A 25406-nucleotide genomic window follows, 5' to 3' on the forward strand; every position below is an offset into this window, starting at 1 on the left:
CTTGCGCTGTGTCAACCCCCAAGTTTGGACGAAATCGCCAGTTGAGCGGAAGCCAGCCGAGCGACCGGAACCCGGAACGGTGAACAGGACACATAGTCAAAGCCCAAGGCCCTGCAAATCGCGATTGATTCGGGGTTACCACCATGTTCACCACAAACCGAAAGCGTAACATCCGGCTGCGCCGCCCTTCCCCGCTCGGCCCCGAGTTTCAGCAATTCGCCGACGCCGTCGTGGTCCAAAACATGGAACGGATCCTCCACAAACACCCCCTGTCGCACATAGGCCGACATGAACCGCCCTGCGTCATCGCGCGACAGGCCATAGGTCATTTGTGTCAGGTCGTTGGTACCGAAACTCAAAAACGCTGTGTTGGGCGCGATTTCGTCGGCCCGCAGGCAGGCCCGAGGCGTTTCCACCATCACACCAAGGCGGTAATCGAAATCCTGCCCCTGTTCGGACGCCACCGATGCGGCCACCGTATCAATGCGGGCTTTGACCAGCTCAACCTCGCGTTTGGCTGAAACCAGAGGGATCATGACCTCGGGCACCACTGCTGCGCCGTTTTTGCTGGCCTCGACGGTCGCTTCGAAAATCGCGCGCGCCTGCATGTCGTAGATTTCCGGCAGGGTGACGCCCAGCCGAACACCGCGCAGACCCAGCATGGGATTGTATTCGCGCATGGCCTCGACGCGGCGCTCAACATCCGAAACCGGCAAATCAAGCGCTTCGGCCAGTTCTCTCTGCCCGGTGCGGGTTGTCGGTAGGAACTCGTGCAGTGGCGGATCGAACAAGCGGATACAAACCGGCTGCCCTTCCATGATGCGGAACAGCTGCACAAAATCATCACGCTGCATCGGCAACAGGCGTTCCAGAACTGCCGCCCGCCCGGATGAGGTTTGCGCAAATATCATCTCGCGCATCACCGTCAGGCGGCCCGGGTCAAAGAACATATGCTCGGTTCGGCACAGCCCAATACCCTGTGCGTCAAAGTTTCGTGCTGTTTGCGCATCAGCGGGCGTGTCCGCATTGGCACGGATGCCGATGTCGCGTTCGGCATCGGCCCACCCCATCAGCGTCTGAAAACAATCATCAAGCGCGGCTTCCAGCATCTCGGGCTGACCGGCCAGAACCTGACCAGAACTGCCGTCGATGGTCAGGATGTTTCCGGTCTTGAAAACTCGCCCATCCGGAGCGGTCAGTATTTTTTTCTTAGTCTGAAACCGCATCTCGGACGCGCCTACGATGCAAGGCAATCCCAGACCGCGCCCGATCACGGCGGCGTGGCTGGTCATCCCGCCCTTTTCGGTCAAAACGGCGACGGCGGCATGCATTCCCCGCACATCCTCGGGCGAAGTTTCACGCCGCACCAAAATGCAGGGCTCGCCACGTGCTGCGCTGGCCTGCGCTTCGGCTGCGGTAAACACGATTTTCCCCGTTGCTGCGCCGGGGCTGGCCGCGATCCCGGTGGTCAGAACATCGCGTTCCGTTTCAGGATGCACCTGACGGTGCAACAACTCGTTCAAAGAATGCGGGTCGACGCGCATCACCGCCTCTTGCGGTGTGATGATACCGTCCTCGGCCAGCCGGACGGCGATGCGCATAGCGGCGCGAGCGCTGCGCTGTACCCGGACACCATCAAGGATATGGACGTGACCGCTTTCGATCACAAACTCGACCTGCATTTCCTCGCGCAGTTTCTCACGCATCAACGCGGCATGGGATTTGAGATCCGCAAAGGCGTCGGGCGCCACATCTTCAAGCGCGGTTCCGCGCGGGTCCTTTTCCAGATACAGCGCCGATACGCCCTCGCCCAGCGCGTCGCGCCCCTGGCTCTGGCTCAGATACCGCCCCGTGATCTGCGGCATTCCGGTAACCGGATCGACAAGCTGTAACACGCCCGAACCGCATTCGCCCTGCCCGACACCGGGGATCATCTCTTGCACGACCAGCCCAAGCCCGGCATCTGCCGGTGCACCCTTGGCCTGCCGCAGCAAACGGGCTGAGGTCCCCTCCCACGCGCGGGCCATGGATCGCAACACGGCGCTTAACTGTTCGCCGCGATCCTGCGGAAAGGCTTCGTCCGTCTCATCCTCATAGGCGCGCAGCGACTGGCGCAGCCCCTCGCGGCCATCGGCCTCGATATCGTCAAACACATCCGCATCCAGCCGCGCCACGTGGATGGCATAGCTTTGCACGAACCGCAGATACAGCGCCGCCGCCGCCTCGACGCCCATCCGGTCCGACAGATCAACATAGCGCGCATCGTTCATGCCGATATTCAGAACGGCCCCCGGCCCGCCCCAGTCCGGATCTTCCGAGCTGGGCCGTACACACAGCAGCGCCGTGGGGTCGAATTGTTCCAGAATGGCGGCGATGTCGGGCATCTGGCCTTCGGCGATATGATGCACCGAGTCAAAGGACAGCGCGACGGTGCGCGGCACCGGCAGTTCAAGCCGGACCAGACGTTGCAGGCATTTCGCGCGGCCGCCATGGGTGTTGGCAGCAACGGGCGCGGTAGATGTGATTAGCGTGGTATGCGGATTATTCTGCACTGCGGCACCTTTTGGTTTCAACGCAGCATAAGGGCCTGCGCGAGTGGCGCAAGGGCGATGTCGGGCGCGCGTTGCCGCGCGCCGCAGTGATCAGCCTTCGATTCTGGTCAGGTCCGCAACGCTGGAGCAGACCTGCCTGATCTGGCTCAGCAGGTTCAGGCGATTGCGGCGCAGGATGTCGTTGTCGGTATTGACCTGCACATCCTCAAAGAACGCATCGATGGGTCCGCGCAGCGCGGCCATGGCGGACATGGCGGTCGGGAAATCCTCGGCTTTCAGCGCCGGGTCGATCTTGGCCTGCGCAGCCTCAAGCGCGGCAAACAGGGCCTTTTCGCTGTCGGTTTCCGCGAATTTGAGGTCCGCGCCGTAAGAATATTCCACCCCATCCTTCTCTTCGGCCTGCGTCAGAATATTGTTGGCGCGCTTGAAGCCCTGCACGAGGTTCTCACCATCCTCTGTCGCGATCACCGCATTCAGAGCGCGGGCACGTTTGACCAACAGGTTGAGGTCGTCATTGCCCTCCATCGCGATACAGGCGTCGATGACGTCGTGGCGGATGCCCTCGTCGCGGAGGAAGACCTTGAGGCGGTCGTGGAAGAAGGAGAGAAGATTGTCCGAAATATCAGGTACTTTTTTCTCAAGCTCAAGAAAGGCAGTCCCGGGCAGACCCTCAAGTCTTTCTTTAACAGTCTGGAATGCTGCTCCAAACACGCCATGCTCTGCAATTTCCTTCAGCAATTCAGAGACTTCTTCTACAGGCAAACTGTCATCAATAAAGCATTCAGCGCGAAGCAACTGGCTATCGAAGAAGCGATCTAGTCGCATTCTTAGATCATTCTCCAACACCAACCGAATTACCCCCAACGCGGCCCGGCGCAGGGCAAACGGGTCTTTTGAACCGGTCGGCTTCTCATCAATCGCCCAGAACCCGGTCAGGGTGTCCAGCTTGTCGGCCAGCGCCACGTTCACAGACAGAGGCGAGGTGGGAACATCGTCCGACGGACCGAGCGGCGAATAATGCTCCTGCGCCACCGCAGCCACGGCAGCATCCTCGCCCGCAGCTTCGATGTAGTACCGCCCCATAAGCCCCTGAAGTTCGGGGAATTCATAGACCATCTCGGAATTCAGATCGGCCTTGGCCAGACGCGCGGCCTTCTCGGCCTGATCGGCATCCGCTCCGGTCACCGGGGCCAGTTCGCGGGCGAGTGCCGCGATACGCTCGATCCGCTCGGCCTGTGTACCCAGCTTGTTGTGGAAGGTCACATTCTCCAGCGCGCGGGTCCACTGGCTCATATCCGATTTGGCGACGCGCAGATCGTTTTCCCAGAAGAACTTGGCATCCGCCAGACGCGCCGACAGCACCTTTTGGTTCCCCGCCAGAATGGTTGCGCCGTTGTCGGTTGTTTCGCGGTTGGCGACGGTAATGAACCGCTCAATCCGGCCGGTTTTGGGATTACGAACCGAAAAGAACTTCTGATGTTCCTTCATCGAGGTTTGCAGCACCTCGGGCGGCAGTTCCAGAAACTCGTCGTCAATCTGCCCCATCAGCACGACGGGCCACTCGACCAGCCCTGCAACTTCGTCCAGCAGGCCCTTGTCATCGACCACTTCCAGACCGGCAGCAAAGGCCATGTTCTGCGCGTCGTTCCAGATGTGTTCGGCGCGTTCCTGCGGTGACAGCACCACAAAGGCGCGTTTCAGCTTGGCGGCGTAATCCTCGAAAGAGGTGACCGAGAACCTGCCCGGCGCCATGAAACGGTGGCCTTCGGTCGTGTCGCCGGATTTGATCCCCTCAACCTCCAGCGGCACCACCTGCGCGCCGGTTTCGTCGGTCAGGATGCACAGGATCGAATGCAGTGGGCGCACCCAACGCATGTTGCCGCTGCCCCAGCGCATGGATTTGGGCCAGGGGAAATTCCGGATCGTTGCCTCAAGCACTTCGGCCACGATCTCGGCTGCAGGACGTCCCGCTTTCTCGATGGTGGCGAAATACACCGCGCCTTTCGGGGTCTCACGCTCTTCCAGTTGATCGCGGGTCAGGCCCGCACCGCGTAGGAACCCTTCGATGGCCTTGTCCGGCGCGCCCACTTTCGGCCCCTTGCGTTCCTCGCGGATGGTGGGGCTTTGGGCCAGCAAGCCCTCGACCGCCAGCGTCAGACGGCGCGGTGTGGTCAGGGAAGCGGCGTTGGCATAGGTCAGACCGGCCTCGACCAAACCATCGGTGATCCGCTTTTTCAGGTCTTCACCGGCGCGGGTCTGCATGCGCGCGGGGATTTCCTCGGAAAACAGTTCGATCAGCAGGTCGGGCATAGTCGGTCCTTAGAAATTGACGATCGTCTGGATGACGATGGCATTGGCGATATCCACAAAGAATGCGGATACAAGGGGCAGCACGATAAAGGCAATAGGCGACGGGCCATATTGCTTGGTCACGGCGGTCATATTGGCGATAGCGGTCGGTGTCGCGCCCAGCGAAAACCCGGCAAATCCCGAGGCCAGAACCGCCGACATATATCGGCGCCCCATTATCACGAAGAGGCCAAAGATCACGAACGCCACCGTAAAGAGCGTCTGCGCCGTCATGATTGCGACGATGGCCAGCCCGTGACCCGCGATTGTCCACAGCTGAAGGCTCATCAGTGACATTGCCAGAAACGCGCCCAGCGAGAACTCGGATATCAGGCCCAGCGCCGGTGTCTGGGATATGGGATGCAAATGCGGGAAAATCGCGGCGCGCAGGTTGGCGACAAGGATGGCCATGATCAGGCAGGGCACGAACAGCGGCAGGTTGATCCCCGCTGCCAGAACCGCCTGATGCGCGCCATAGCCCAGCATGATCGCAACGTTCAGGTACAACAGAACCCGCATGATCGACCGGTGATCGATGTCGTTGGGCCGAAAATCGTCCTCGGCCACGCCGATCGTCAGTTCTTCGTCCGGCCGCGATGGGGTCAGGTCGTGCTTTTCGACAAGATATTTCGCGACCGGGCCACCAACCAGAGCCGCCAGAACCAGACCCAGCGTCGCGACGGCAACCCCCAGTTCCAGCGCGCCATTCAGACCGGTGGCCTCGGCCACCTGCGGCGCCCACGCGATGGCGGTACCATGCCCCCCGATCAACGAGGCCGAGCCGAAAAGTACCCCAACCTGTGCCGGAAACCCGAAAATCACGGCCCCAGCCACACCGATGACGTTCTGAAGGATCATGCTGGCGAGCGTCAGGATCAGCAGCAGAAACAGCGGTTTTCCGCCCGCAATCAGGTCAGAGAACCGCGCATTCAGGCCGATGCCTGCGAAGAACAGAACCAGTAAAAAGTCGCGGGGCTCGAGCGAGAAATTAAACTCGATCCCAGCCAACAAATACAGGACCAGGAAAGCCAGCGATGCCAACAGTCCACCCGTCACCGGTTCCGGGATATTATAGCGTCTCAGCGCTTCGACCCGGTCGTTGATCTCCGACCCGGCAAGGTAAACGGCGAACCCCGCCGTGACCGTGATGAAGCCTGGTATCGCTATGGGTTCGGCCAGCATGGTTACTGCCCTTCAGGCCGCGGCGGGCATTCCTCGCCAACGACGGTGCCGTCATAGGCTTTTTGCCCGCAATTGTTCAAAGCGTGCCACATAAAGCCCTGCCCGTCTGCGGTCACGGCTACGATGCGGTCAACGCCGAAGTGTACGTTCTTGATGCCGATGAACGCCCGCGCCTGCCCAGCCTCCAACGCTCTGGCAAGCGTCACCGCGTCATAGCAGTCAAACCAGCCGGGGGCCGTCAACGGCTCGGGGCCTTCTGCCGGTTCGAAACCAGCTGACAACTCATCCAGACCCAGATCGGTTTCAAAACACGCCCTGTAGCGGATCGGAGAACTGTCGGCGTCGATGGCCCGGAACCCGGCGTAGGGGATCGGAATGGACTCCCCTTCTGCCTGCGATACCAGAACGACATCCTGACCGGGACGGGCCTGAACGTCGTAATAGAAACCATAGACCTGCAGATAATACATGCCTGCACCTGCGATCACGGCGCAAACGATGAGAATGATGGCCAGTAGTTTTCCCGTCATACCTTTGCCTTCTTGCTCATGCTGCCTCTTTCAAGATCGTCGAAAATAGGACAGGTTTGGATGCGTAGCGGGTTGAAGTGAGGCGCATTGAATGGATACGACCCTTGCCGTCGGCTTTTTCGGCGCATTGTTTGCGATCATGAACCCGTTTACCAACCTGCCCGTTTTCCTGAGCGTCACTGACGGGCTTTCGGTTTCCGACCAACGTAAAGTCGCTGTGAAAACAGCCATTTACTGCATCGTCCTTGGTGGCGCCTTTGCGGCTGTCGGCAATCAGGCTCTTGGCCTTTTCGGGATAAGCGTGGACGATCTGCGCGTGGCGGGCGGCCTTGTGGTCCTGATGATCGGGCTGAACATGCTGAACGGCGCCGAAAGCAGTTCGCACCACGGGACCGAAAGTGAAAAACGATCCTATCCTTCGCCGGAAACCGTCGCTTTCTATCCCTTGGCCTTTCCCATTCTCGTCGGCCCGGGTTCGATCACGACACTTATCCTTTACGCACACCATGTGTCCGGTGCCGGTGAGGCGATTGTCTATGCGGGCGTCTTTCTGGCCGTTGTCTTCCTGCTGCTTGTGACATTCTGGAATGCCTCGGCGCTGGCCCAGCGGCTGTCGGAAAACGCGCGTGTGATCATGAGCCGCTTCATGGGCATGATTCTGTCGGCCATCGCAATCAGCATGATCGCAGATGGCCTCAAGGCGCTGCTTCCGGGTCTCGCCTGAATGGGCCATCAGGCTGCGTGCCCGGCGGCCTCGGTCAGGACAAACGCATCCGCACATTGCTTGGCAAGGGCGCGAACGCGGCCGATATAAGCCTGCCGTTCCGTCACCGAGATGACCCCACGTGCGTCCAGCAGGTTAAAGATGTGGCTGGCCTTGATGCACTGATCGTATGCGGGATGCGCCATGATGATGCGCTTGCCGGTTTTCGGATCGGTGTGCTCCTGCGCCAGAATGGCCGCACACTCGGCTTCGGCTTCCTCGAAATGACGCAACAGAACCTCGGTATTGGCCACGTCGAAATTCCAGCGGGCGTATTCCTCTTCGGTCTGTTTGAAGATGTCGCCATAACTCAGCGGACTGGGCGATTGTGGATCGTTGAAAGGCATGTCCATCACGTGATCAATGCCCAGAACGTACATGGCCAGACGCTCCAGACCATAGGTCAGCTCGCCCGAAACCGGTGCGCAGTCATGGCCGCCGACCTGCTGGAAATAGGTGAACTGGCTGACTTCCATCCCATCGCACCAGACTTCCCAACCAAGACCCCAAGCCCCCAGCGTCGGGCTTTCCCAGTCATCTTCGACGAAGCGGATGTCATGCAGGTTCATGTCGATGCCAATCGCCTGAAGCGAGCCCAGATACAGTTCTTGCAGAACCGGCGGGCTGGGTTTGATCAGCACCTGATACTGGTAATAATGCTGCAACCGGTTCGGGTTTTCACCATAGCGGCCATCCGTCGGGCGGCGCGAGGGCTGCACATAGGCCGCGGCCCATGCCTTGGAACCCAACGCGCGCAGCGTGGTTGCGGGGTGGAACGTCCCTGCCCCGACCTCCATGTCATAGGGCTGCAGGATGGCACATCCTTTCGAGGCCCAGTAATTCTGAAGCCGCAGGATAATCTCCTGAAAAGAACGTGGTGCGCTGGACGTATCGGTCATGACATTCCCTTTGGGCGCGGATCGGCCCGGTTCCGGTCGGTTGCGCCCTTCCTATGCAAGGGGCCAAAGGGCGTCAACGGCCCAATGGCATATGCTGTCACTGCGCCGCCACACCGTATTTTCCCCTTCTCCAGAGCATGGCGTTTTTAAAAGATTCCTGCTTATGGTGCGGCAAAGAACGATACAATCCGGAACACTGGACCAAAGATGACACGAGTATTATCGGCTATTATTTTCATTTTCCTGTTTGGCTTGCCTGCTGCATTTGCTCAGCAGGGTCAGGATAACGGCGTCTGGGTTCAGGTCGAAGCCCAGCCAACTCTGCGCGAAGCGCAGGAACGGGCGCAGGGTTACGCAAATTCGCTGCCTGACGTGAACGGGTTTCGTCTGGCCAGCGGCTGGTACGCCATCGTCATCGGACCTTATCTGCGGCCAGATGCCGAGCAGGTGCTGCGCGTCTATCGGGCCGAACGTCAGATCCCGTCAGACAGTTTCATCACCTTCTCGGGCTCGCTTGGACAGCAATTCTGGCCGATCGGGGCAAATATTTTGGACCGCGGTGTCGTCACCGCCCCGGTTCAACCGGACCCGCAGACCGAACAGCACCAAACGGCTTTGAACACCGAACCCACCGATGAAACCCGGTCACAGGCCCTGCGCAAGGAACGTCTGCTGACGGCGCAGGAACGCAAGAACCTGCAGATCGCATTGCAGGCGGCGGGTTTCTACAATTCCACCATCGACGGCGCGTTCGGCTCCGGCACACGTCGTTCGATGGAATCCTGGCAGCGGTTCAACGGGTTTGAACCCACCGGTGTTCTGACGACCCAGCAACGCAAGGTGCTGATGGACGAATACAACCAGCCACTCATCAGTGTCGGGATGGAGCGCTATATCGACCCCACTGCCGGTATCGAACTGGACCTGCCCATGGGTGCAATCCACTTCGACCGGTACGAGGCGCCCTTTGCCCACTTCACCAGCAATTCAGATCTGGGTGCAAGCGCCCTGCTGATCAGTCAGGAAGGCAGCAAATCCACGCTTCGCGCCCTTTACGAGGTGATGCAGTCGCTTGAGATCGTTCCGCTGGATGGTCCGCGCGAACGCAAAGGCGACTGGTTCCGGATCGAAGGGCGCGGCAACGGGATCGTGTCCTACACCGAAGCGGCCCTGAAAGAAGGAAAAATCAAGGGCTTTACCCTGATCTGGCCCGAGGGCGACGAGGCCCGCCGCGCCCGCGTTCTGGCGGCGATGAAGGCCAGCCTTACCCGTACCGACGGCGTGCTGGATGCCAGCGCCGGCGCAGATGCGGATCAGGCGATCGACCTGATGGCTGGGCTGAAAATCCGCAAACCTCGCATGTCCCGGTCGGGTTTCTTTGCCGATGGCACCGGTACCGTGTTGACCGTGGCCGAAGTCACGCAAACCTGTTCGCGGATCACCCTGGACGACAATCACGCGGTGCAGGTCGCGTGGAGCGACGCCGATCTCGGTATTGCCGTGTTGCGCCCCGGACAAGCCCTTGCCCCGATGTCGGTTGCTGAGTTCAGCCCCTCCCGCCCCCGGATCTCCGCCGAGGTTGCCGTGTCCGGCTTTTCATATGAAGGCGCACTTGGTGCACCGACCCTGACCTATGGGCAGGTGTCGGATGTTCGCGGACTGAATGGTGAGGACAGCGTAAATCGTCTGGACCTGACCGCACTGGCCGGGGACGCGGGCGGCCCGGTGTTCGACGCCAACGGTTCGGTCGTGGGCATGTTGCTGCCTGCTGCTGATACCGGCCGCACCCTTCCCGAAAACGTTAGCCTTGCTGCCAGCACCACCGCTTTGACCGGAATTCTGGAAAAGGCCGGGGTGAGTGGGCAAACCGCCGAAAACGGGGCGCAGATTTCACCAAACGAGCTGAGCCGCCGAGCCACCGGCATGACCGTGCTGGTGCACTGTTGGGAATGACCCTGCCCCGGGGCAGCAAACAAACGAAGCGGCGCCGGGACATGATCCCGGCGCTGTTATTTTTGGGGATCAAGAATATCAGGCGTCAAGCGGATAAGGGTCGGCCCGGGTGCGTCGAAGGCCGCGCGCACGACATGCTGCATCTCTTCCAGCGATTTTGGTTGGGCAGAGGCCGCACCAAATGCTTCGGCCAGCTTGCAGAAATCCGGGTTGCGGGCGATGACCGCATTGGGCGCGATCTGACCGCGTACCATGCTGTCCTCGATTTCCTTGAGCTTGCCGTTGTCCCAAAGGATGATCGGCAAAGACAGGCCCAGCTCGACCGCGACCCCAAGCTCCTGCATCGTGTAGTGAAACCCATAATCGCCGGCAATAACTGCCGTAGGCTTGCCTCGGCGGGCCACTGCCCCACCGATCCCGGCAGGCAGCCCGTATCCCAGCGTGCCGAAACCGGTCGGATGATGCCATAGATAGGGGTAGTGCATGTCCCAGATTTCCTTGGCGACATAGGCGAACTGGGTCATGTCCGAATAGATCATCGCCTCGGCTGGAATGGCCGCGCGCAGGGCGTCAGCCACAGGCACGATGCCCGGGCGTTCCGCGTCCACCTCGGCTCGCCATCTAGCGCGTGCCTCGGCGACCTCTTCATGGGTCCAACCCGTTGCGGGTTTGGCATCCTCGGTCACCTCCCACAAGGTACGGGCAAAACTTTCACCGTCGGCCTGCAGCTTGACCAGCGCGCGCTGACCGTCGGCCAGAACCTCAGGGTCCAGATCGACACGGATCAGGTTTGCCGTATGGCCCAGTTCATCGCGCCACAGATCGACCTCGCCCAGTTCCGCGCCGACTGCGACCACCAGATCCGCAGAGGCGATGATGTCCGCACTGCCCGGGCGGGGCAGCATCGAACCGAAATCCAGAGCATAGCCCGTTCCGACCATGCCGCGCCCTGCATAAGTGGTAAAGCAGGCCGCCCCCAACTGGTTCAGTATCTGCCGCCACAGGTTCGACCGCGCGCCGCCGCCAAGAATGAACAACGGCCTGCGCGCCACATTCAGCAGAGACAGCACAGAGCCGATATCCGGTTTCAACGCCTTGGTGCGCAAGGCGGCCTGATTGGGAAACGGTGCCGGGTCGGCTTCGGCTTCCAGTCTGGTGATCGGTACCTGAATATGCTTGGGGCGTGGGCGCTTCAGCTCGAACTCTTCAAACGCGCGCTCGACCAGCCCATAAGCCGCCTGCGCCGAGTTCGCCTGATGCGACCAGTCGCACACCGTATCGGCCGCAGCGCGCTGATCCTTCATCTGGTGCAATTGCCCGCGCCGTGCCTGCGTTTCATCCAGACAAGAGGACAGAACCAGCATCGGCACCGAGTCGCTGTAGGCCTGTCCCATCGGTGTCATGATGTTGCACAGGCCCGGCCCGGTTATTACATAGGCTACCCCCGGTTTTCCGGTTGCCCGGGCATAGCCGTCAGCCATGAAACCGGCTCCCTGTTCGTGCCGCGCAAGAACATGGGTGATACCGGCCTCTTCGATGCCGCGATACATCTCCTGATTGTGGACACCGGGGATGCCGAAAATGGTATCGACGCCCCGATCCCTGAGCATGTGGGAAATTTGCGCGCCAAGGGGTCTTTTCATCAGCCTCTCCAGAATTGAACGGTAAAGATTGCGTAGACGGCCAGCAGTTCAAGCCGACCGATCAACATGCCAGCGGTCAGCAACCACTTGGCGGTATCGCTGAGCCCGGCAAAGTTTCCGGTCGGACCGATCTGATTGCCAAGACCGGGACCTACATTCGCCAGCGCCGTCGCTGCCCCGGAAACCGAAGTTATGTAATCCAGGCCGGTCAGCGCCAGCGCCCATGACAAAACGCCCATGGTCACGACAAAGAACATGAAAAAGCTCATGACCGAGGTCAGAACATCCTGCCCCACCGGACGGCCATCGTAGCGCGGCATGAACACACCGTGGGGCGAGCGGATTCGGCTGATCTGGGTTTTGATCGACGCAAACAACAGCTGATACCGGAAAATCTTGATCGAACAGGCCGTCGAACCAGCGCACCCCCCGATCAGGCCGATCAGGAAAAAGACCATGACCGGAAAGCTGCCCCAGGTCATGTAATCGGCGCTGGCATACCCGGTTCCCGAGATGATCGAGGTGATGTTGAACAGTGACTCGCGAAACGCCTGTTCCCAGTCCTGAGTGACCGTGGACGCCAGAAACACGGCCATGATCACGACCAGAACGAACACCGTTATCATGAAGCCCCGGATCTGGCTGTCCTGCCACATCGGTGTGGTGTTGCCGTTCACGAACTGCACGTAGCGGACAAATGGAAGGGCCGCGAGGATCATAAAGACTGCGGCGGCATATTCCGCTGGCCCCGAAAACGCGCCAAAGGATGCGTCATAGTTCGAGAACCCACCGGTTGCGATCGTGGTCATGGCGTGAACCGCTGCATCGAAAAAGGTCATACCCATACCGGCGTAGACCAGACCGCAAACAACGGTGAGAAACACGTAGATCAGCGAAATTTGCCCGGCGATCTCCTGCGCGCGCGGCAGGATTTTCCCCATGGTTTCAAAACCTTCCGAGCGGAAGATCTGCATCCCGCCCACGCGCAGCTCGGGCAGGAAAACCATGGCCACGACAATGATCCCGATCCCGCCCAGCCATTGCAGGACACCGCGCCACAGCAGCAGCCCGCGCGGCAGCGTGTCGAGGCCGGACAATACGGTGGAACCCGTTGTTGTCAGCCCCGACATCGCCTCAAAGAACGCATCGACAAACCGCAGTTCGGTTTCACCGAAGACAAAGGGTATCGCGCCGAAAAACGGCAGCGCCACCCAAACACCGGTTGTCAGCAGAAAGGTCTGGCGGATCGTCAGACCTTCGCCAACACCGTTGGAACAGCTCAGCGCCAGCACGCTGCCGGTCAGAATCGTGATGACTGCGCTTTCCAGAAAGACATGCCACTCGCCCCGGCCCTCGGCCAGGTCTGCCAGCATCGGCAAAAGCATGGTCACCCCTAGAAGGGCGACCAGCAGACCAATTACATATCCGACCGGACGCAGATCCATCATGAGGCGCAGCGTTGGCGCGCCTGACCGACCGTGTCAAGCCGATGGGCGTTCTTCAGCTGTCGCTTTTGGTGGCCCCGCCCGGAATTGCCGGGGGTTTGGATGGAGCCCGGGTGCGACGAACAGGTGCCTTTTTGGGTTCCGCGACGGAGGATGCGGCGGCTTGTTTGGCCGCAGATGCCGTCTTAGCTGCAGGCTTAGGCTTCGCCACAGGTGCCGCCTTGGCTACAGATGCAGGCTTAGTTACCGGTGCCGCTTTGGCCGCAGGGGCCTCCTTGGCAGCAGGTGCAGGCTCGGCTACGGGTGCCGCTTTGGTTGCAGGTGTGGCCTTGGCAGTAGGTGCAGGCTTAGCTGCGGGTGCCACCTTGGCTGTTGGCTTCGCGACGGGTGCGGCCTGACCGGAAGCCGGTGCGGACGCCTTGAATTCTACAACTGGCTTTGCCGCCTCAACACTTGCCGGTTTTGCTACGGCTTCGGTCTTTGCCGGTGGTGTCGTCACCCGCGTCTTATTTTGCGCAGTGGCGCTAATCCGTCGCGCAGGCGCCTTTCGCGTCGCACGTTGCTTTGTAACGGCTTTCTCCACCGGCTTGGGTTCAGCTGGTGTTGTCGCTTTCCTGACAGGCGTGGGTTTGGCTTTGACGACCTTTGGGGCGGCAGGTCTGGATTTGCTGACAGCCTGTGCTGTCGGCGCCTTCTTTGCTGGTGTGTCCGCCTTTGCCGAAGGAGCCGCTGCCGCTGTGTGAAGCGCCTGCACCTGCGCCATCGGAAGTTCCAAAGCCGAGCGTGTCAGGATTTGCATGACCTGCATCTGGCTTACCACTGCATATCCCGCCATCCGGATGGCGGCAGCCTGAAATTCAAGCGGCTGGGAAATAAGATTCATTGCTTCTCTCTCCTCTGAAGGGATGCAGCGCAAAAATAAGAAATGTCCTAGCCCCACCCAGTGAAATCGGGCGGATCATCAGGTATTGCAGTCCCAGGCGTCGCACGTCTCGGCCCCCAATGTCGGACCAGCATCACCGCGACTTGCGCTGGCGTGCTGCAGCTGCATTCAGCCGCAGAATAACGCGTTTCCCTGCGCAAGCGCAGCATAATTCGCCGCACTGCGGCAAAAATCCGCTGGACGGCGACCACTGCCCTGAAATTGATCAGAAATTGCCCTTTGCTCGGGCCGTTACTTTCGCTCAGCCGACGTGAAACAGGGTACCGAACAGCCGCGGATCAAGGCTTGATGCCGCAAAAGTGGGACCCTGCGTCAGGATCGAGACAGCGTCATGGCTGTGCAGGCTTTCCTGATGGCTGGCGATTACCCGGAAATCTCCGACATGATGATCGGCCAGCAATTCGGCGCAGAACAGACGCGCGGCATCTTCGACAAAGATCGGATTGGCCGCATTCAGTTCAGCAAATGCCTGTTCATCCTCGCGCTTGACCATAACCTGCGTCTCAGTCGGCACGGCACGGCGGCAAAGCGCGATCACATCCTCGAACCACAGACAATCCGCCTTTTCATCGACAACAACTGAGATGCGGGCGACCGACCGTTGCGAATGCGGCGTCGCCAGCTGTCCGCGACTTGAACGGGCATGTTCGCTGAGTTCCAGCGAGCATGGGCAGGTCGACGAATAGACATAGTCCAGATGCATGATCTTCTGGCGTACCCCACTCTGCTCAACCAGTTCCAGAGCGATATCATAGTACTGATAGCCCGACAGGCCGGACCGCAGGCTTTCGATCCGGTCCGGATAGGAAAAACGCATCTGAATGCGCGCATCAAAGCTGTCCAGATCGGTCATGTAGTCGTCCAGCGCCGAGGCCATGACCTCGAAACTGAAGGTGCGTTCGGCATGCTTGTAGAACGACCGCATGATCCGGGACATGTTGATGCCCTTTTTCTCGGCCTCCAGACTGACGGTTCCGGTTACGGACGTCTCAAGCGTCAGGTCGTCACCGTGTTTGCGGTGAAACCGGATCGGCAGGCGAAAGTTCGAAATGCCCACATGCTGAATCTGCTGCCTTGCGCCCCGGATCAGGCTGGAGGGGCCATTTTGCAGGTCGGGCAATGACGCCTTGTAGGCATCATCCACAACAAAATTTTCGGGATATTCGCGCGACAACGATGGATAGTTGACCGGCACCAGACCCGGAATCAGACGCGCAACCGCCGGATCAAGCTGGCTGATCTCGGCCTCGGACGCGGATTGCGCCCATTTCCGCAGCACTTTCAGCGCTTCAGCCGCGTCATCGCGGTTCGGATTTTCGTCAATGTCGCGCGTATGGAGGTTCATTGATCGGCGTTCCTCATTTGATCGCCGCTGTATAAACGACTTCGCGGCTTTTACCAGTCTAGCCCGATACGCGCGAAATATCAGCCCGGATCATACCTTGCATGTGCCAAAACCGTCCTTTCAGGTTTGAATACGCCGCAATACTGTCCCGGATTGGCGTGTAGAGAGTTTTGACGCGTAATCAGCCCGGCGCGCTGCCGTCGAAAGCACAGATGACTTGCTAGGAGCTTGTGCGCGACATTCTTGATCTTAACCGATTTCCCATCGACCACCCCGAACAGCGACGCCTGAAACGCACTGGTTGATCGCTGCCGCTTGGATCTGACGCAGGATGGAATGTTCAATCTGGACGGCCTCATGCGCCCTCATCTTGCCGTGAAGCCGGTGATCAAGATGATGGGTTTTTACGGCCGCGCCTGAGTGGTAGTCCCCCGGAACGCCATGCGCGCCGGGGGAACTGAGTTTATTTCTGAGAAGCGTCCAGTGCCTGTCCGATATCGGCAAGCAGGTCATCGGCGTCTTCCAACCCGATGGACATGCGGATCAGACCGGGGGTGATCCCCAACTCGTCCCGCTGCTCTTCGCTCAGACGCTGGTGGGTCGTCGTCGCCGGATGGGTGGCGATGGATTTCGCATCCCCCAGATTGTTCGAAATCACCGGAATCGTCATGGCGTTCAGGAACGCAAATGCGGCTGCCTTTCCGCCCTTGATATCCAGCGACAGCACGGTCCCGCCTTTGCCGCCCAGTTGCGCTTGCACCAGTTCGTTCTGGGCGTGGGTGCTGAGGCCGGGGTACAGCGTCCGCTCCAGCGCCGGGTGCCCTTCCAGCGCCTCGGCCACTTTCTGCGCGGTCTCGGCCTGCGCATTCACGCGCAGCGCAATGGTTTCAAGCCCTTTCAGCATGATCCACGCGTTGAAGGGGCTCAGCGCACCGCCAGTATGCTTCAGGTACGGCTCAACCGTGCCACGGATGAACTCTTTGGTGCCGATGATCACACCGCCCAGCGCTCGTCCCTGACCGTCGATGTGCTTGGTGGCCGAGTACACGACAACATCCGCCCCCTGTTCAATCGCGCGCGAGAACACTGGCGTCGAAAACACGTTGTCCACGACGACAATGGCGCCCACCGCATGGGCCAACTTCGACACCGCCTCGATGTCGATCACCTCAAGCGTGGGGTTTGACATGGATTCAAAGAACACGGCCTTGGTGTCCGGGCGGATGGCCGCCTTCCACTGGTCCAGATCAGTGCCGTCGACAAAGGTCACGTCCACGCCATAGCGGGTCAGAATGTTCTCGACGATATACAGGCAAGAGCCAAACAACGCCTTGGCCGACACGATGTGATCTCCGGCCTTCAGCATCGAAACCAGCGCGCCGTTAACGGCAGCCATACCCGAAGCGGTGGCAAACGCGTCCTCGCCCCCTTCCAGCGCGGCAATCCGCTGCTCGAACATCGAAACTGTCGGGTTGCCATAGCGGGCATAGATGAACTCGTCCGGGCCGGTTTCGATGAACCGCGCCTCTGCCTGTTCGGCATTTTCATAGACGAAACCCTGGGTGAGGAAGATCGCCTCGCTCACTTCGTTATATTGGCTGCGGCGGATACCGCCATGCACGGCTTGTGTGCGCTTGTTCCAGCTCTTGCTCATCTCATTCCTTTCCGCCTCCAGCGCGGGAGGCAAACAAAAAACCCCAGACGCGGCCAAGCGAAAGGGGTCTTTCATCCTGACCTTTTAGCGGTGTTGTTTAGCGTGGCCCGCAATCCGGTAACAAATCGCCACGTGGTTCCTGTGTTGCGCATACGCCTCGGGCGGGACTGCGTCAACCCTGCACTGCGTGCGGTCACGGTTCTGTAACCTCACTTGCCCTTCTCACCGAAACCGTCATCATCCGGTTCCGGATACCTGCGGAGGACACATGGCGGACCCGATCGAATTCTACTTCTGGCCCACGCCGAACGGCTGGAAAGTCTCTATCGCGCTGGAAGAGATGGAGTTGCCCTACAACACCCACCTGATCAATATCGGCAAGGGCGACCAGTTCGACCCCGAATTCCTGAAAATCTCCCCCAACAACCGGATGCCCGCCATCGTCGATCCCGACGGGCCGGGCGGCAAACCCGTTTCCGTATTCGAAAGCGGCGCGATCCTGATGTATCTGGCCCGCAAGACCGGGCGGTTCTATGGCAAAACCGAGCGCGACCGGATCGCGGTCGAAGAATGGCTGATGTGGCAGATGGGCGGCGTCGGCCCGATGGCCGGTCAGGCACATCACTTCCTGAAATACGCCCCCCAGCTGGACCCGCCGCAGGACCTGCCCTACGCCAAAGACCGCTACCGCACCGAGGTCGGCCGCCTTTATGGCGTGCTGGACCGGCGTCTGGCCGAGAACGAGTTTATCGCCGGAGACTTCTATTCGATCGCCGATATGTCGGTCTGGGGCTGGGCCAGCCTGTGGGAGGGTCAGCAGCAGGTACTGCACGACAAACCCCATTTTGCCCGCTGGCTGGACATGATGAGCGCCCGCCCGGGCGTACAAGCCGGACGCGCATTGCATGCGGAACTGCGCGGGGACCACCGCGACAGGCAGGCGCAGGGGGTTTTGTTCAAGCGGTGACTGACCTACAGGTTAGTGATCTACAAATCCCAGGCTGCTGGGAGAGATCAGAAAGGATTTCGCGTGCGCCGTTTTTTGTACGGCAGGAATTTTTGGGTCTTTTGCCTGGCAGGATTTGCCTTCGCTACAGCAGGCTATTTTCAGGCTGCCTCCTCAACATTCCGGCCCAATCAGCTGTTTCTGGAAGAGATGACCTGGCCAGAAGTTCATGCCTCGCTTGAAGCTGGTTACAGGACGATCATCATTCCGACGGGGGGCACAGAACAGAACGGGCCTCATGCCGTTCTTGGGAAACACAACTTTGTTGTGGCACACACGAGCAGACAGATTGCCGAGAGGTTAGGAGGCACACTGGTTGCGCCAGTCGTGGCGTATGTGCCCGAAGGCGATTTTGACAGGCCGCTTACTGGTCACATGCAGTGGCCGGGAACCATTTCCCTACCAGAAGCAATCTTTGAACAACTGCTTGAAGCTACGGTTCGAAGTTTTGCTGTGCACGGGTTTGATGAGATTCTTCTGATCGGAGATAGCGGGGGAAATCAGGCTGCACAGTCCAAGGTAGCCGCCACAATGAGCGCTGAATTCGCACCTGCTGGTGTCGTAGTGCGCCACATTTCCGACTATCACGGCAATAACGGTCAAATTGCGCATCTTGAAAGCTTGGGGTTCGATAAAGAGCAGATCGGATCACATGCCGGACTACGCGATACTTCCGAGCTTTTGTTCGTCAAACCAAATGAGGCGAACCGCATACCTCTTGCGGTACCCGCAGGCTGGCCCTCGGGGTTTGATGGCCGTCCCGATCTTGCATCATCAGAAATCGGTGAGGCCTTGATTCAGCTAAAGATCGAAGCGGCGGTGGCGCAGGTACAGCGCCTTCGAGATGCCCAACAATAAGGCAGTAAGGAGGTTTCCAAAGGCAGGCGCAGGGGGTTTGTTCAAGCGGTGAGATTTTTTGGTCGATGACCGCTTTGAGCCCTTTTCGACTGTTTCCGCGCCGCCGACGGGAGTCGGCTTTAGGTGGAGGGTATCGGGAAGGTTGAAAACGCATCGTCCTGCGGCGCATATCCCAGAACTTTGCAGGTTTCAGTCAAATCAAGTCGCTTAAATCGATTGTTGGAAATGCCGTGTGCAATGAAACTCCCATTGATCTCAGCTTGGATCGCGCAATCAATCAGGTGAGTTGCATCTCGATGACTAAGCCACGCGCTCAGATCGCGTTTGGTTTCAAGCGGCGGACCGTCAGCAGGTTCGAACGCTCCAATTCGTAATGAGACGCAGGACATGCCGTGTCGCGTTGCATAAAGTGAACACAGTGCTTCCCCATAACACTTGGAGACACCGTAGAGATTGGCCGGAGCGACCGCCATCCCCGGTACGATTTGCCGGTCTACAGGGTAGCCTTCTATAGTTTGCGCACTGCTGGCGAAGACGAAGCGGCTGACAAGTGCTTTACGAGCGGCTTCAATCAAATAGGTTGTCGCCAAAATGTTGGCTGGAAGCACATCATCAAACTCAGCATCCGGGTCTGGAACACCAGCGAGATGCACAACAGCGTCCATTCCTTGGCACAAAGCGTCCGCTGCATAGGCGTCAGAAAGATCAGATTGCGTAAACCGATGTGGGCCCGGAATTGAGCGGGTGGGTTCCTTCAAATCGGTCATTACAAACTCATACCGCTCCTGATACGCAGCAAAAAATGCCTGCCCAATCCGACCGGAGGAGCCTGTTACCAAAATCTTCCGCATTTTCTTTCCCAGCAAACGCTTCGCCTAGGCGGCAAGTTCTAAAGAGATCACGAGCCAAAGGAAAGCGGACCTTCAGTTGACTTTGTCCTTTGGGGGGAAAGTCCGCATTGCAGACCTACCCCTCTCCCCGCACCAGCAGATCCAGCATCTCCGAGATATCCTCGACCTCTTCCGCGATCACATGGGTCACCGAATGCGCGCGCTGCATCCGGCCGGTGACGCGCAGCAGGCGCCCCGAAATCACGGCGCGGCGGAAGCGTTCGTAGATCTTGCGCCAGACCACCACGTTCACGATGCCGGTCTCATCCTCAAGCGTGACAAAAATCACCCCTTTGGCCGTCCCCGGCCTCTGTCGCAGGATCACCAGCCCAGCGACCGTCACCCGCGCACCTTCGGGCGGTTCCTCCAGCCGGTTGGCAGGCAGACAAGCGGGCGGGCGTGGCCAGTCCCGGACAGGGACCGGCATTCTGGCAAAGACGGCGCTCATGAGAACAAAAATAGAACAAAAGCCACTAATGTCCATACCTGCCATTAAGGGTCGCAAATGAGACTGGAAACACGTAAATCCCTTGACTAAGGAAGGTTCCGAACATCGCAAAAGGAAGACTCGAGCAAATGGCAAAGATCACCTATGTCGAGTACGGTGGCACCGAGCATACCGTCGAAGTAGCTAATGGACTGACTGTCATGGAAGGCGCCCGTGACAACAACATCCCCGGTATCGAGGCCGATTGCGGCGGCGCCTGCGCCTGCTCGACCTGCCATGTCTACATCCATCCTGACTGGGTGGAAAAACTGCCCGCAAAGGACGACATGGAAGAGGACATGCTGGACTTTGCCTATGAACCCGATTCGTCACGCTCGCGCCTGACCTGCCAGATCAAGGTCTCGGACGCGCTGGACGGTCTGGTTGTGCAGATGCCCGAAAAGCAGATCTGATGTCAGGGCAGGCTCCACGCCTGCCCGTGCGCCGATGGAACGCATATGCCCGCGGCGCGGCGTTGGCGCTGGGCCTGTGGTTGGGTTTTTCTAGCGCAGCCGAGGCCTGCCGAAAATCGCCCAGTCATTGGGGAATTTCCAACGGCTCATATGTCGTCACACCGGGTTGCAAAAGCGGCCTGTCCTCAGCCTGCCCGGGGCAAACTGTCTCTTCGGCGTGGTACAGCGGCGAAACCAGCCGCTATGCGCATGGCGTTCTCGGGGACGCCATCGAATACACCCAGCTCTCTGTGCACTCCAGCCACCCATCTGCGGACTTCTGTGGGACAAAATCCGTACTGCTGGACGATCTTCATGTATTCGAAGACATTGCCCCCAGACTGGTGGATTTGGACCGGGATCAAAGCGCGGAAATCATTACCGTGCGCAGCCACGCCGAAAAGGGTGCACAGCTGGCGATATATGCCGACCGGGACGGCTACAAACTTCAACTTGTCGCCGCTACCCATTACATCGGAAGAAAAAATCGCTGGCTTGCGCCCGCAGGTGCGGCGGATTTTGACGGCGACGGGAACGTTGAAATCGCCTATGTTGATCGCCCGCACCTGGCCAAAGTTTTGCGTATCTGGCGTTATGAGAATGAAGCGCTGACAGAAATCGCAACAATCCCGGGGCTTACCAATCACAAGATCGGCCAGAATTTCATATCGGGCGGCTTGCGGGACTGCGGCAACGGGCCAGAACTTGTACTGGCCAATTCGGACTGGACGGAACTTGTGCTGGTCCGGCACGACGATGGCTGGACACGCGTCCCAATCGGTAAATTCTCACAGCCAGCTTTGGAAAGGGCCATGGCCTGCAACTAGGCCCACATCCCGTCAGGGCTGAGGGCGTACTACATGGTTGCCTTCGATATCGCCAAGCGACTGGAACAGGGCGGCGGTATTGTTCACGCCGAATTTCTTGAGCAATCGCGCCCGGTGCACTTCGACCGTGCGATAGCTCAGATCAAGCTCGCGGGCGATTTCCTTGCTGGTCAGCCCTTCTCCAAGCAATGAATACACTTCGCGCTCGCGCCGGGTCAGCGGCTGATACCGGCGGATTTCCGACAGATCGGCAAAGCTCCAGACCGCCCTTGCCAGCGGGTCCTCGGGCGTGAACGTCTGTCCCCTGACCCGGCACCAGAACAGATCACCGTTCTTGCGGCGCATCACCCGTTCGTCCCAATACAGGTTGCCCTCGCCCAGTTCCTTGTCACCGCGGTGCAGAATGTTCGAAAACTCTTCCTCGGTCGGGTAGAGAAAGACGAACAAACGATCCAGAAGCTCTTTGCGGGTATATCCGAACATCTCGCAAAAGCGGTGGTTCACCTCGCGGATCACACGTGCTTCGGTCACGACAATGCCGACAGGCACCCAATCAAAAGCCAAAGCGCGCAATTCACGCGCGGCATATGCGGCGTCCAATTCCGACTTGTCGATAGGTCCGTGCAAATCCCGTCTCCTCCGGCAGGATCATAACCCGACGAAAAGGCGAAAGAAAACCGTTCAGGTTTCCCACCGCGCTGCCGCAGGCCGCATCAGCGGCCTGCCCGACCCAAGCCCCTGATGTCGCATCTCTGATGCGGCGTCGGTGCACGGGAACACTCGGGTCAGAGCGCCCGCCAGCCGATATCGCGGCGAAAGAATCCTTCGGGCCAGTCGATGCCATCGACCATGGCATAAGCCCGATCGCGGGCATCCTGCAATGTATCGCCCCGTGCCGTCACATTGAGCACACGCCCACCCGTGGCCAGCACGGCCCCGTCATCGGATTTCGTACCCGCATGGAACACCATGTTCCGGCTGTCTTCGGGCAGATCGCCCAATCCTTTGATCTGCGTCCCTTTCTCATAGGACCCCGGATACCCCTTGGCCGCCATGACTACGGTGATCGCGTGATCGTCGCCCCAGTTTACGCGTGCATTGTCCAGTCGCCCTTCGGCCGCCGCATGCATCAGGTCAAACGCCTGCGCACCCAGCCGCATCATCAGAACCTGACATTCAGGATCACCGAAACGTACATTGTATTCGACCAGTTTGGGCTGGCCGTCCTTGATCATCAGTCCCGCGTACAGCACGCCCTGAAACGGCGTTCCTCGCCGCTTCATCTCGGCCATCGTCGGGCGCACGATCTCATCCATCGCACGGGCTTCTATCTTGGCACTCAGAACCGGAGCCGGAGAGTACGCACCCATGCCGCCGGTATTCAGGCCGGTATCGCCTTCGCCCACCCGTTTGTGGTCCTGCGCCGTGCCGACGGAAAGAACATGCTCACCATCACACAGGACAAACAGCGATGCCTCTTCACCCTCCATGAACTCCTCGATCACCACTTCGGCCCCTGCCCCGCCAAACGCACCGCCGAACATGTCGTCGATGGCATCCAGTGCAGTCTGCTCGTCCATGGCCACGATTACGCCTTTGCCCGCAGCCAGACCATCCGCCTTTACCACGATCGGCGCGCCCTGCTCTCGGATATAGTCCTTGGCCGGGTCAGCCTCGGTAAACCGGGCATAAGCCGCCGTGGGCGCGCCCGAGGCGTCACAGATCTCTTTGGTAAAGCTCTTTGAAGCTTCCAGCCGCGCAGCCTCGGCCGAGGGCCCAAATACCAGAACGCCCGCCTCACGCAGACGATCGGCCACACCAGCGGCCAGCGGCGCTTCGGGACCGACAATCACGAAATCAATCGCATTTTCCTCGGCAAAGCTGACGACCGCGCCGCCATTTTCGATATCCAGCGCGGCGCAGTCCGCGATCTGTGCGATCCCTGCATTGCCCGGTGCCACAATCAAACGGTCGCATTTGGGGTTTTGCATCACCGCCCAGGCCAGGCTGTGTTCGCGCCCGCCGCTGCCGAGAATGAGGATATTCATGTGGTGGTCTCCGATCTGCTTGGCCTCGCCTTCGCGGCGTTCTAAGCTGGGTGGGCTGACGAAACAAGACTGACTCGGGGTGCTGAAATGTCCGACCTGCTTGACGACCCCATTCCCGGCCAGAACACCCCGGAATATACCGTTTCCGAAATCTCGGGCGAGGTGAAGCGCACTCTCGAAGGGTCCTTCGGACGAATCCGTGTGCGCGGCGAGGTCGGGCGCGTGTTCAAGGCGCGTTCAGGGCATCTGTACTATGACATCAAGGACGACCGGAACGTACTGGCCTGCACCACGTGGAAGGGTCAGATCGCCGGGCTGTCTGTTGTTCCCGAAGAAGGGCTTGAGGTCGTCGTCACCGGCAGGCTCACCGCCTTTGGGGCGCAATCGAAATACAACCTGAATGTCGACGAGGTCGCAGTCGCCGGTCAGGGCGCACTGATGGCCCTGCTGGAAAAGCGCAAGAAACAGCTTGAAGCCGAGGGGCTGTTTGCCCCCGAACGCAAGCAGGCGCTGCCCTATCTGCCGCAGATCATCGGCGTGATCACTTCGCCCTCGGGCGCGGTGATCCGTGATATCCTGCATCGCCTGCGTGACCGCTTTCCCCGCAAGGTTTTGATCTGGCCGGTGGCCGTTCAGGGCGCGAACTGCGCACCCGAAGTGGCCCGTGCCATCGAAGGGTTCAATCAATTGACACCCGGCGGCGCCCTGCCCCGTCCTGATCTGCTTATTGTCGCGCGCGGCGGCGGGTCAATCGAGGACCTTTGGGGTTTCAACGAAGAAATCGTAGCCCGCGCGGCAGCGGCGTCTCAAATCCCCCTGATCTCGGCCGTTGGGCATGAGACCGACACGACACTGATCGATTTTGTATCCGATCGCCGCGCGCCAACCCCAACCGCCGCAGCCGAACTGGCCGTGCCGGTACGGATGGAACTGCTCGCCTGGACCAACGAACAGGGCGCGCGTCTGTCCCGCGCTGCAACGGATGCCGTTCAGCGCCGTGCCCAGCGCCTGCGCGACCTGTCCCGTGCCCTGCCACGCCCCGAAACACTGCTGGATACGCCCCGGCAGCGGCTGGATCAGGTGTCGGAACGTCTGCCCAACGCACTGATCCGGGGGGTACAGAACCGGCGCGTGAAACTGCTGGATGTGTCGGCACACCTGCGCCCTTCGACCCTGCGCGCGCTGGTCGAATCGCGTCGTGACCGCTGCCGCAACTTGTCCTCGCGCCTGTCTCTGCGCCCGATTGAGCGAGAGTTGCAGAGCCAGCGCGAAACGCTGAACAGGTTGACCGACCGTCTGAACACCGCCCAATCCACGCGCATCGACCGCTTGCGTCAACAACTGGACGCGACGGACCGTCTGCGCGAAACGCTCAGCTACAAGGCAACGCTGGACCGTGGCTATGCCGTGGTGCGCGCGGATAAACAGGTGATGACCACCAAGGCCGAGGCCTCCAAACACGCAGTGTTGGAAATCGAATTCGCCGATGGCCGCCTGACCACCGGCAAAGCAGAGGCCGCAAAACCGGCCGCAAAAAAGCCCGCTCAGACCCCGCCCGATCAGGGGACATTGTTCTGAAC

At 59.8% G+C, this 25406-nt stretch carries 21 protein-coding genes and 1 riboswitch; of the genes, 7 read left to right on the plus strand and 14 right to left on the minus strand.

The annotated features are described in order from the left end of the window. Window positions 1-11 precede the first annotated feature (11 nt). The 4 genes from ACR0NA_RS02365 to ACR0NA_RS02380 form a co-directional block, all read right to left on the minus strand. Window positions 12-2573, minus strand: a complete 2562-nt coding sequence (locus ACR0NA_RS02365; RefSeq protein ID WP_480725770.1) for a putative PEP-binding protein — start codon at window positions 2571-2573, stop codon at window positions 12-14. Window positions 2574-2642: 69 nt separating this feature from the next. Further along, complete coding sequence (gene glyS / locus ACR0NA_RS02370; RefSeq protein WP_480725771.1) at window positions 2643-4862, minus strand: glycine--tRNA ligase subunit beta; 2220 nt, start codon at window positions 4860-4862, stop codon at window positions 2643-2645. A 9-nt stretch (window positions 4863-4871) separates the two neighbouring features. Beyond that, a complete protein-coding gene (gene gltS / locus ACR0NA_RS02375) occupies window positions 4872-6080 on the minus strand; it encodes a sodium/glutamate symporter (RefSeq protein ID WP_480725991.1) in 1209 nt (402 codons plus the stop codon). Between the two features lie 5 nt (window positions 6081-6085). Beyond that, the gene (locus tag ACR0NA_RS02380; RefSeq protein WP_480725772.1) at window positions 6086-6613 is read right to left on the minus strand and encodes a DUF6446 family protein; all 528 of its coding nucleotides are present in this window, start codon (window positions 6611-6613) and stop codon (window positions 6086-6088) included. Window positions 6614-6704: 91 nt separating this feature from the next. On the opposite strand from ACR0NA_RS02380, the gene ACR0NA_RS02385 reads away from it, so the two are divergent. After that, complete coding sequence (locus ACR0NA_RS02385; protein WP_480725773.1) at window positions 6705-7337, plus strand: MarC family protein; 633 nt, start codon at window positions 6705-6707, stop codon at window positions 7335-7337. A gap of 8 nt (window positions 7338-7345) precedes the next feature. On the opposite strand, the gene ACR0NA_RS02390 is transcribed toward ACR0NA_RS02385, so the two are convergent. Next, window positions 7346-8275, minus strand: coding sequence for a glycine--tRNA ligase subunit alpha (locus ACR0NA_RS02390; RefSeq protein ID WP_480725774.1), 930 nt, complete (start codon window positions 8273-8275; stop codon window positions 7346-7348). A gap of 207 nt (window positions 8276-8482) precedes the next feature. Here ACR0NA_RS02390 and ACR0NA_RS02395 point away from each other — a divergent pair, with 207 nt between their 5' ends. After that, entirely contained in the window at window positions 8483-10228 is a 1746-nt protein-coding gene (locus ACR0NA_RS02395; protein WP_480725775.1) for a serine protease, read from the plus strand. Between the two features lie 56 nt (window positions 10229-10284). Here ACR0NA_RS02395 and ACR0NA_RS02400 read toward each other — a convergent pair whose 3' ends face one another. The 5 genes from ACR0NA_RS02400 to metZ form a co-directional block, all read right to left on the minus strand. Then, window positions 10285-11871 (minus strand): thiamine pyrophosphate-binding protein, encoded by a 1587-nt coding sequence (locus tag ACR0NA_RS02400; RefSeq protein WP_480725776.1) that lies wholly within the window; start codon window positions 11869-11871, stop codon window positions 10285-10287. After that, window positions 11871-13319 carry a TrkH family potassium uptake protein gene (locus ACR0NA_RS02405; protein ID WP_170651700.1) on the minus strand — a complete coding sequence of 483 codons (1449 nt, stop codon included), beginning with the start codon at window positions 13317-13319 and terminating at the stop codon, window positions 11871-11873. Before ACR0NA_RS02405 ends, ACR0NA_RS02400 begins: the two co-directional genes overlap by 1 nt. A 52-nt stretch (window positions 13320-13371) precedes the next feature. Further along, window positions 13372-14199, minus strand: coding sequence for a hypothetical protein (locus tag ACR0NA_RS02410; RefSeq protein WP_480725777.1), 828 nt, complete (start codon window positions 14197-14199; stop codon window positions 13372-13374). A 301-nt stretch (window positions 14200-14500) separates the two neighbouring features. Next, complete coding sequence (gene folE2, locus ACR0NA_RS02415) at window positions 14501-15604, minus strand: GTP cyclohydrolase FolE2 (RefSeq protein ID WP_480725778.1); 1104 nt, start codon at window positions 15602-15604, stop codon at window positions 14501-14503. A gap of 463 nt (window positions 15605-16067) precedes the next feature. Beyond that, window positions 16068-17258: an O-succinylhomoserine sulfhydrylase gene (gene metZ, locus ACR0NA_RS02420; protein ID WP_480725779.1), complete on the minus strand. Its 1191-nt coding sequence runs from the start codon at window positions 17256-17258 to the stop codon at window positions 16068-16070. Window positions 17259-17322: 64 nt separating this feature from the next. Continuing rightward, a riboswitch (SAM riboswitch) is annotated at window positions 17323-17400 on the minus strand. A 126-nt stretch (window positions 17401-17526) separates the two neighbouring features. Here metZ and ACR0NA_RS02425 point away from each other — a divergent pair. Together ACR0NA_RS02425 and ACR0NA_RS02430 are read left to right on the plus strand one after the other, a co-directional pair. Further along, window positions 17527-18225: a glutathione S-transferase N-terminal domain-containing protein gene (locus tag ACR0NA_RS02425; RefSeq protein ID WP_480725780.1), complete on the plus strand. Its 699-nt coding sequence runs from the start codon at window positions 17527-17529 to the stop codon at window positions 18223-18225. A gap of 189 nt (window positions 18226-18414) precedes the next feature. Beyond that, window positions 18415-19122, plus strand: a complete 708-nt coding sequence (locus ACR0NA_RS02430; protein ID WP_480725781.1) for a creatininase family protein — start codon at window positions 18415-18417, stop codon at window positions 19120-19122. Window positions 19123-19241: 119 nt separating this feature from the next. Here ACR0NA_RS02430 and ACR0NA_RS02435 read toward each other — a convergent pair whose 3' ends face one another. Next, a complete protein-coding gene (locus ACR0NA_RS02435) occupies window positions 19242-19973 on the minus strand; it encodes an NAD-dependent epimerase/dehydratase family protein (RefSeq protein WP_480725782.1) in 732 nt (243 codons plus the stop codon). A 115-nt stretch (window positions 19974-20088) separates the two neighbouring features. Then, window positions 20089-20460: an OB-fold nucleic acid binding domain-containing protein gene (locus tag ACR0NA_RS02440; protein WP_480725783.1), complete on the minus strand. Its 372-nt coding sequence runs from the start codon at window positions 20458-20460 to the stop codon at window positions 20089-20091. A 128-nt stretch (window positions 20461-20588) separates the two neighbouring features. On the opposite strand from ACR0NA_RS02440, the gene ACR0NA_RS02445 reads away from it, so the two are divergent. Together ACR0NA_RS02445 and ACR0NA_RS02450 are read left to right on the plus strand one after the other, a co-directional pair. Then, on the plus strand, window positions 20589-20912 hold the full coding sequence (locus ACR0NA_RS02445; protein ID WP_170651693.1) for a 2Fe-2S iron-sulfur cluster-binding protein: 324 nt from the start codon (window positions 20589-20591) through the stop codon (window positions 20910-20912). After that, on the plus strand, window positions 20912-21778 hold the full coding sequence (locus ACR0NA_RS02450; RefSeq protein WP_480725784.1) for an FG-GAP repeat domain-containing protein: 867 nt from the start codon (window positions 20912-20914) through the stop codon (window positions 21776-21778). The genes ACR0NA_RS02445 and ACR0NA_RS02450 overlap by 1 nt, the downstream gene beginning before the upstream one ends. A gap of 12 nt (window positions 21779-21790) precedes the next feature. Here the strand turns inward: ACR0NA_RS02450 and ACR0NA_RS02455 are convergent, their stop codons facing one another. Both ACR0NA_RS02455 and purD read right to left on the minus strand, forming a co-directional pair. Next, window positions 21791-22405, minus strand: a complete 615-nt coding sequence (locus tag ACR0NA_RS02455; RefSeq protein WP_480725785.1) for a LuxR C-terminal-related transcriptional regulator — start codon at window positions 22403-22405, stop codon at window positions 21791-21793. 158 nt (window positions 22406-22563) lie between these two features. Then, on the minus strand, window positions 22564-23826 hold the full coding sequence (gene purD / locus ACR0NA_RS02460; protein ID WP_480725786.1) for a phosphoribosylamine--glycine ligase: 1263 nt from the start codon (window positions 23824-23826) through the stop codon (window positions 22564-22566). 87 nt (window positions 23827-23913) lie between these two features. On the opposite strand from purD, the gene xseA reads away from it, so the two are divergent. Then, entirely contained in the window at window positions 23914-25404 is a 1491-nt protein-coding gene (xseA, locus tag ACR0NA_RS02465) for an exodeoxyribonuclease VII large subunit (protein WP_480725787.1), read from the plus strand. Window positions 25405-25406 lie beyond the last annotated feature (2 nt).

The organism is Ruegeria sp. C11, assembly GCF_056537725.1.

Coding starts and splice junctions, on each gene's coding strand:
- metZ (WP_480725779.1), bottom strand. CDS start 17,258: ATGAGCAAGAGCTGGAACAAGCGCACACAAGCCGTGCATGGCGGTATC.
- ACR0NA_RS02440 (WP_480725783.1), bottom strand. CDS start 20,460: ATGAGCGCCGTCTTTGCCAGAATGCCGGTCCCTGTCCGGGACTGGCCA.
- ACR0NA_RS02445 (WP_170651693.1), top strand. CDS start 20,589: ATGGCAAAGATCACCTATGTCGAGTACGGTGGCACCGAGCATACCGTC.
- ACR0NA_RS02380 (WP_480725772.1), bottom strand. CDS start 6,613: ATGACGGGAAAACTACTGGCCATCATTCTCATCGTTTGCGCCGTGATC.
- ACR0NA_RS02435 (WP_480725782.1), bottom strand. CDS start 19,973: ATGCGGAAGATTTTGGTAACAGGCTCCTCCGGTCGGATTGGGCAGGCA.
- folE2 (WP_480725778.1), bottom strand. CDS start 15,604: ATGAACCTCCATACGCGCGACATTGACGAAAATCCGAACCGCGATGAC.
- ACR0NA_RS02385 (WP_480725773.1), top strand. CDS start 6,705: ATGGATACGACCCTTGCCGTCGGCTTTTTCGGCGCATTGTTTGCGATC.
- ACR0NA_RS02450 (WP_480725784.1), top strand. CDS start 20,912: ATGTCAGGGCAGGCTCCACGCCTGCCCGTGCGCCGATGGAACGCATAT.
- ACR0NA_RS02400 (WP_480725776.1), bottom strand. CDS start 11,871: ATGAAAAGACCCCTTGGCGCGCAAATTTCCCACATGCTCAGGGATCGG.
- ACR0NA_RS02405 (WP_170651700.1), bottom strand. CDS start 13,319: ATGATGGATCTGCGTCCGGTCGGATATGTAATTGGTCTGCTGGTCGCC.
- ACR0NA_RS02430 (WP_480725781.1), top strand. CDS start 18,415: ATGACCTGGCCAGAAGTTCATGCCTCGCTTGAAGCTGGTTACAGGACG.
- ACR0NA_RS02390 (WP_480725774.1), bottom strand. CDS start 8,275: ATGACCGATACGTCCAGCGCACCACGTTCTTTTCAGGAGATTATCCTG.
- ACR0NA_RS02395 (WP_480725775.1), top strand. CDS start 8,483: ATGACACGAGTATTATCGGCTATTATTTTCATTTTCCTGTTTGGCTTG.
- xseA (WP_480725787.1), top strand. CDS start 23,914: ATGTCCGACCTGCTTGACGACCCCATTCCCGGCCAGAACACCCCGGAA.
- ACR0NA_RS02410 (WP_480725777.1), bottom strand. CDS start 14,199: ATGAATCTTATTTCCCAGCCGCTTGAATTTCAGGCTGCCGCCATCCGG.
- glyS (WP_480725771.1), bottom strand. CDS start 4,862: ATGCCCGACCTGCTGATCGAACTGTTTTCCGAGGAAATCCCCGCGCGC.
- ACR0NA_RS02425 (WP_480725780.1), top strand. CDS start 17,527: ATGGCGGACCCGATCGAATTCTACTTCTGGCCCACGCCGAACGGCTGG.
- purD (WP_480725786.1), bottom strand. CDS start 23,826: ATGAATATCCTCATTCTCGGCAGCGGCGGGCGCGAACACAGCCTGGCC.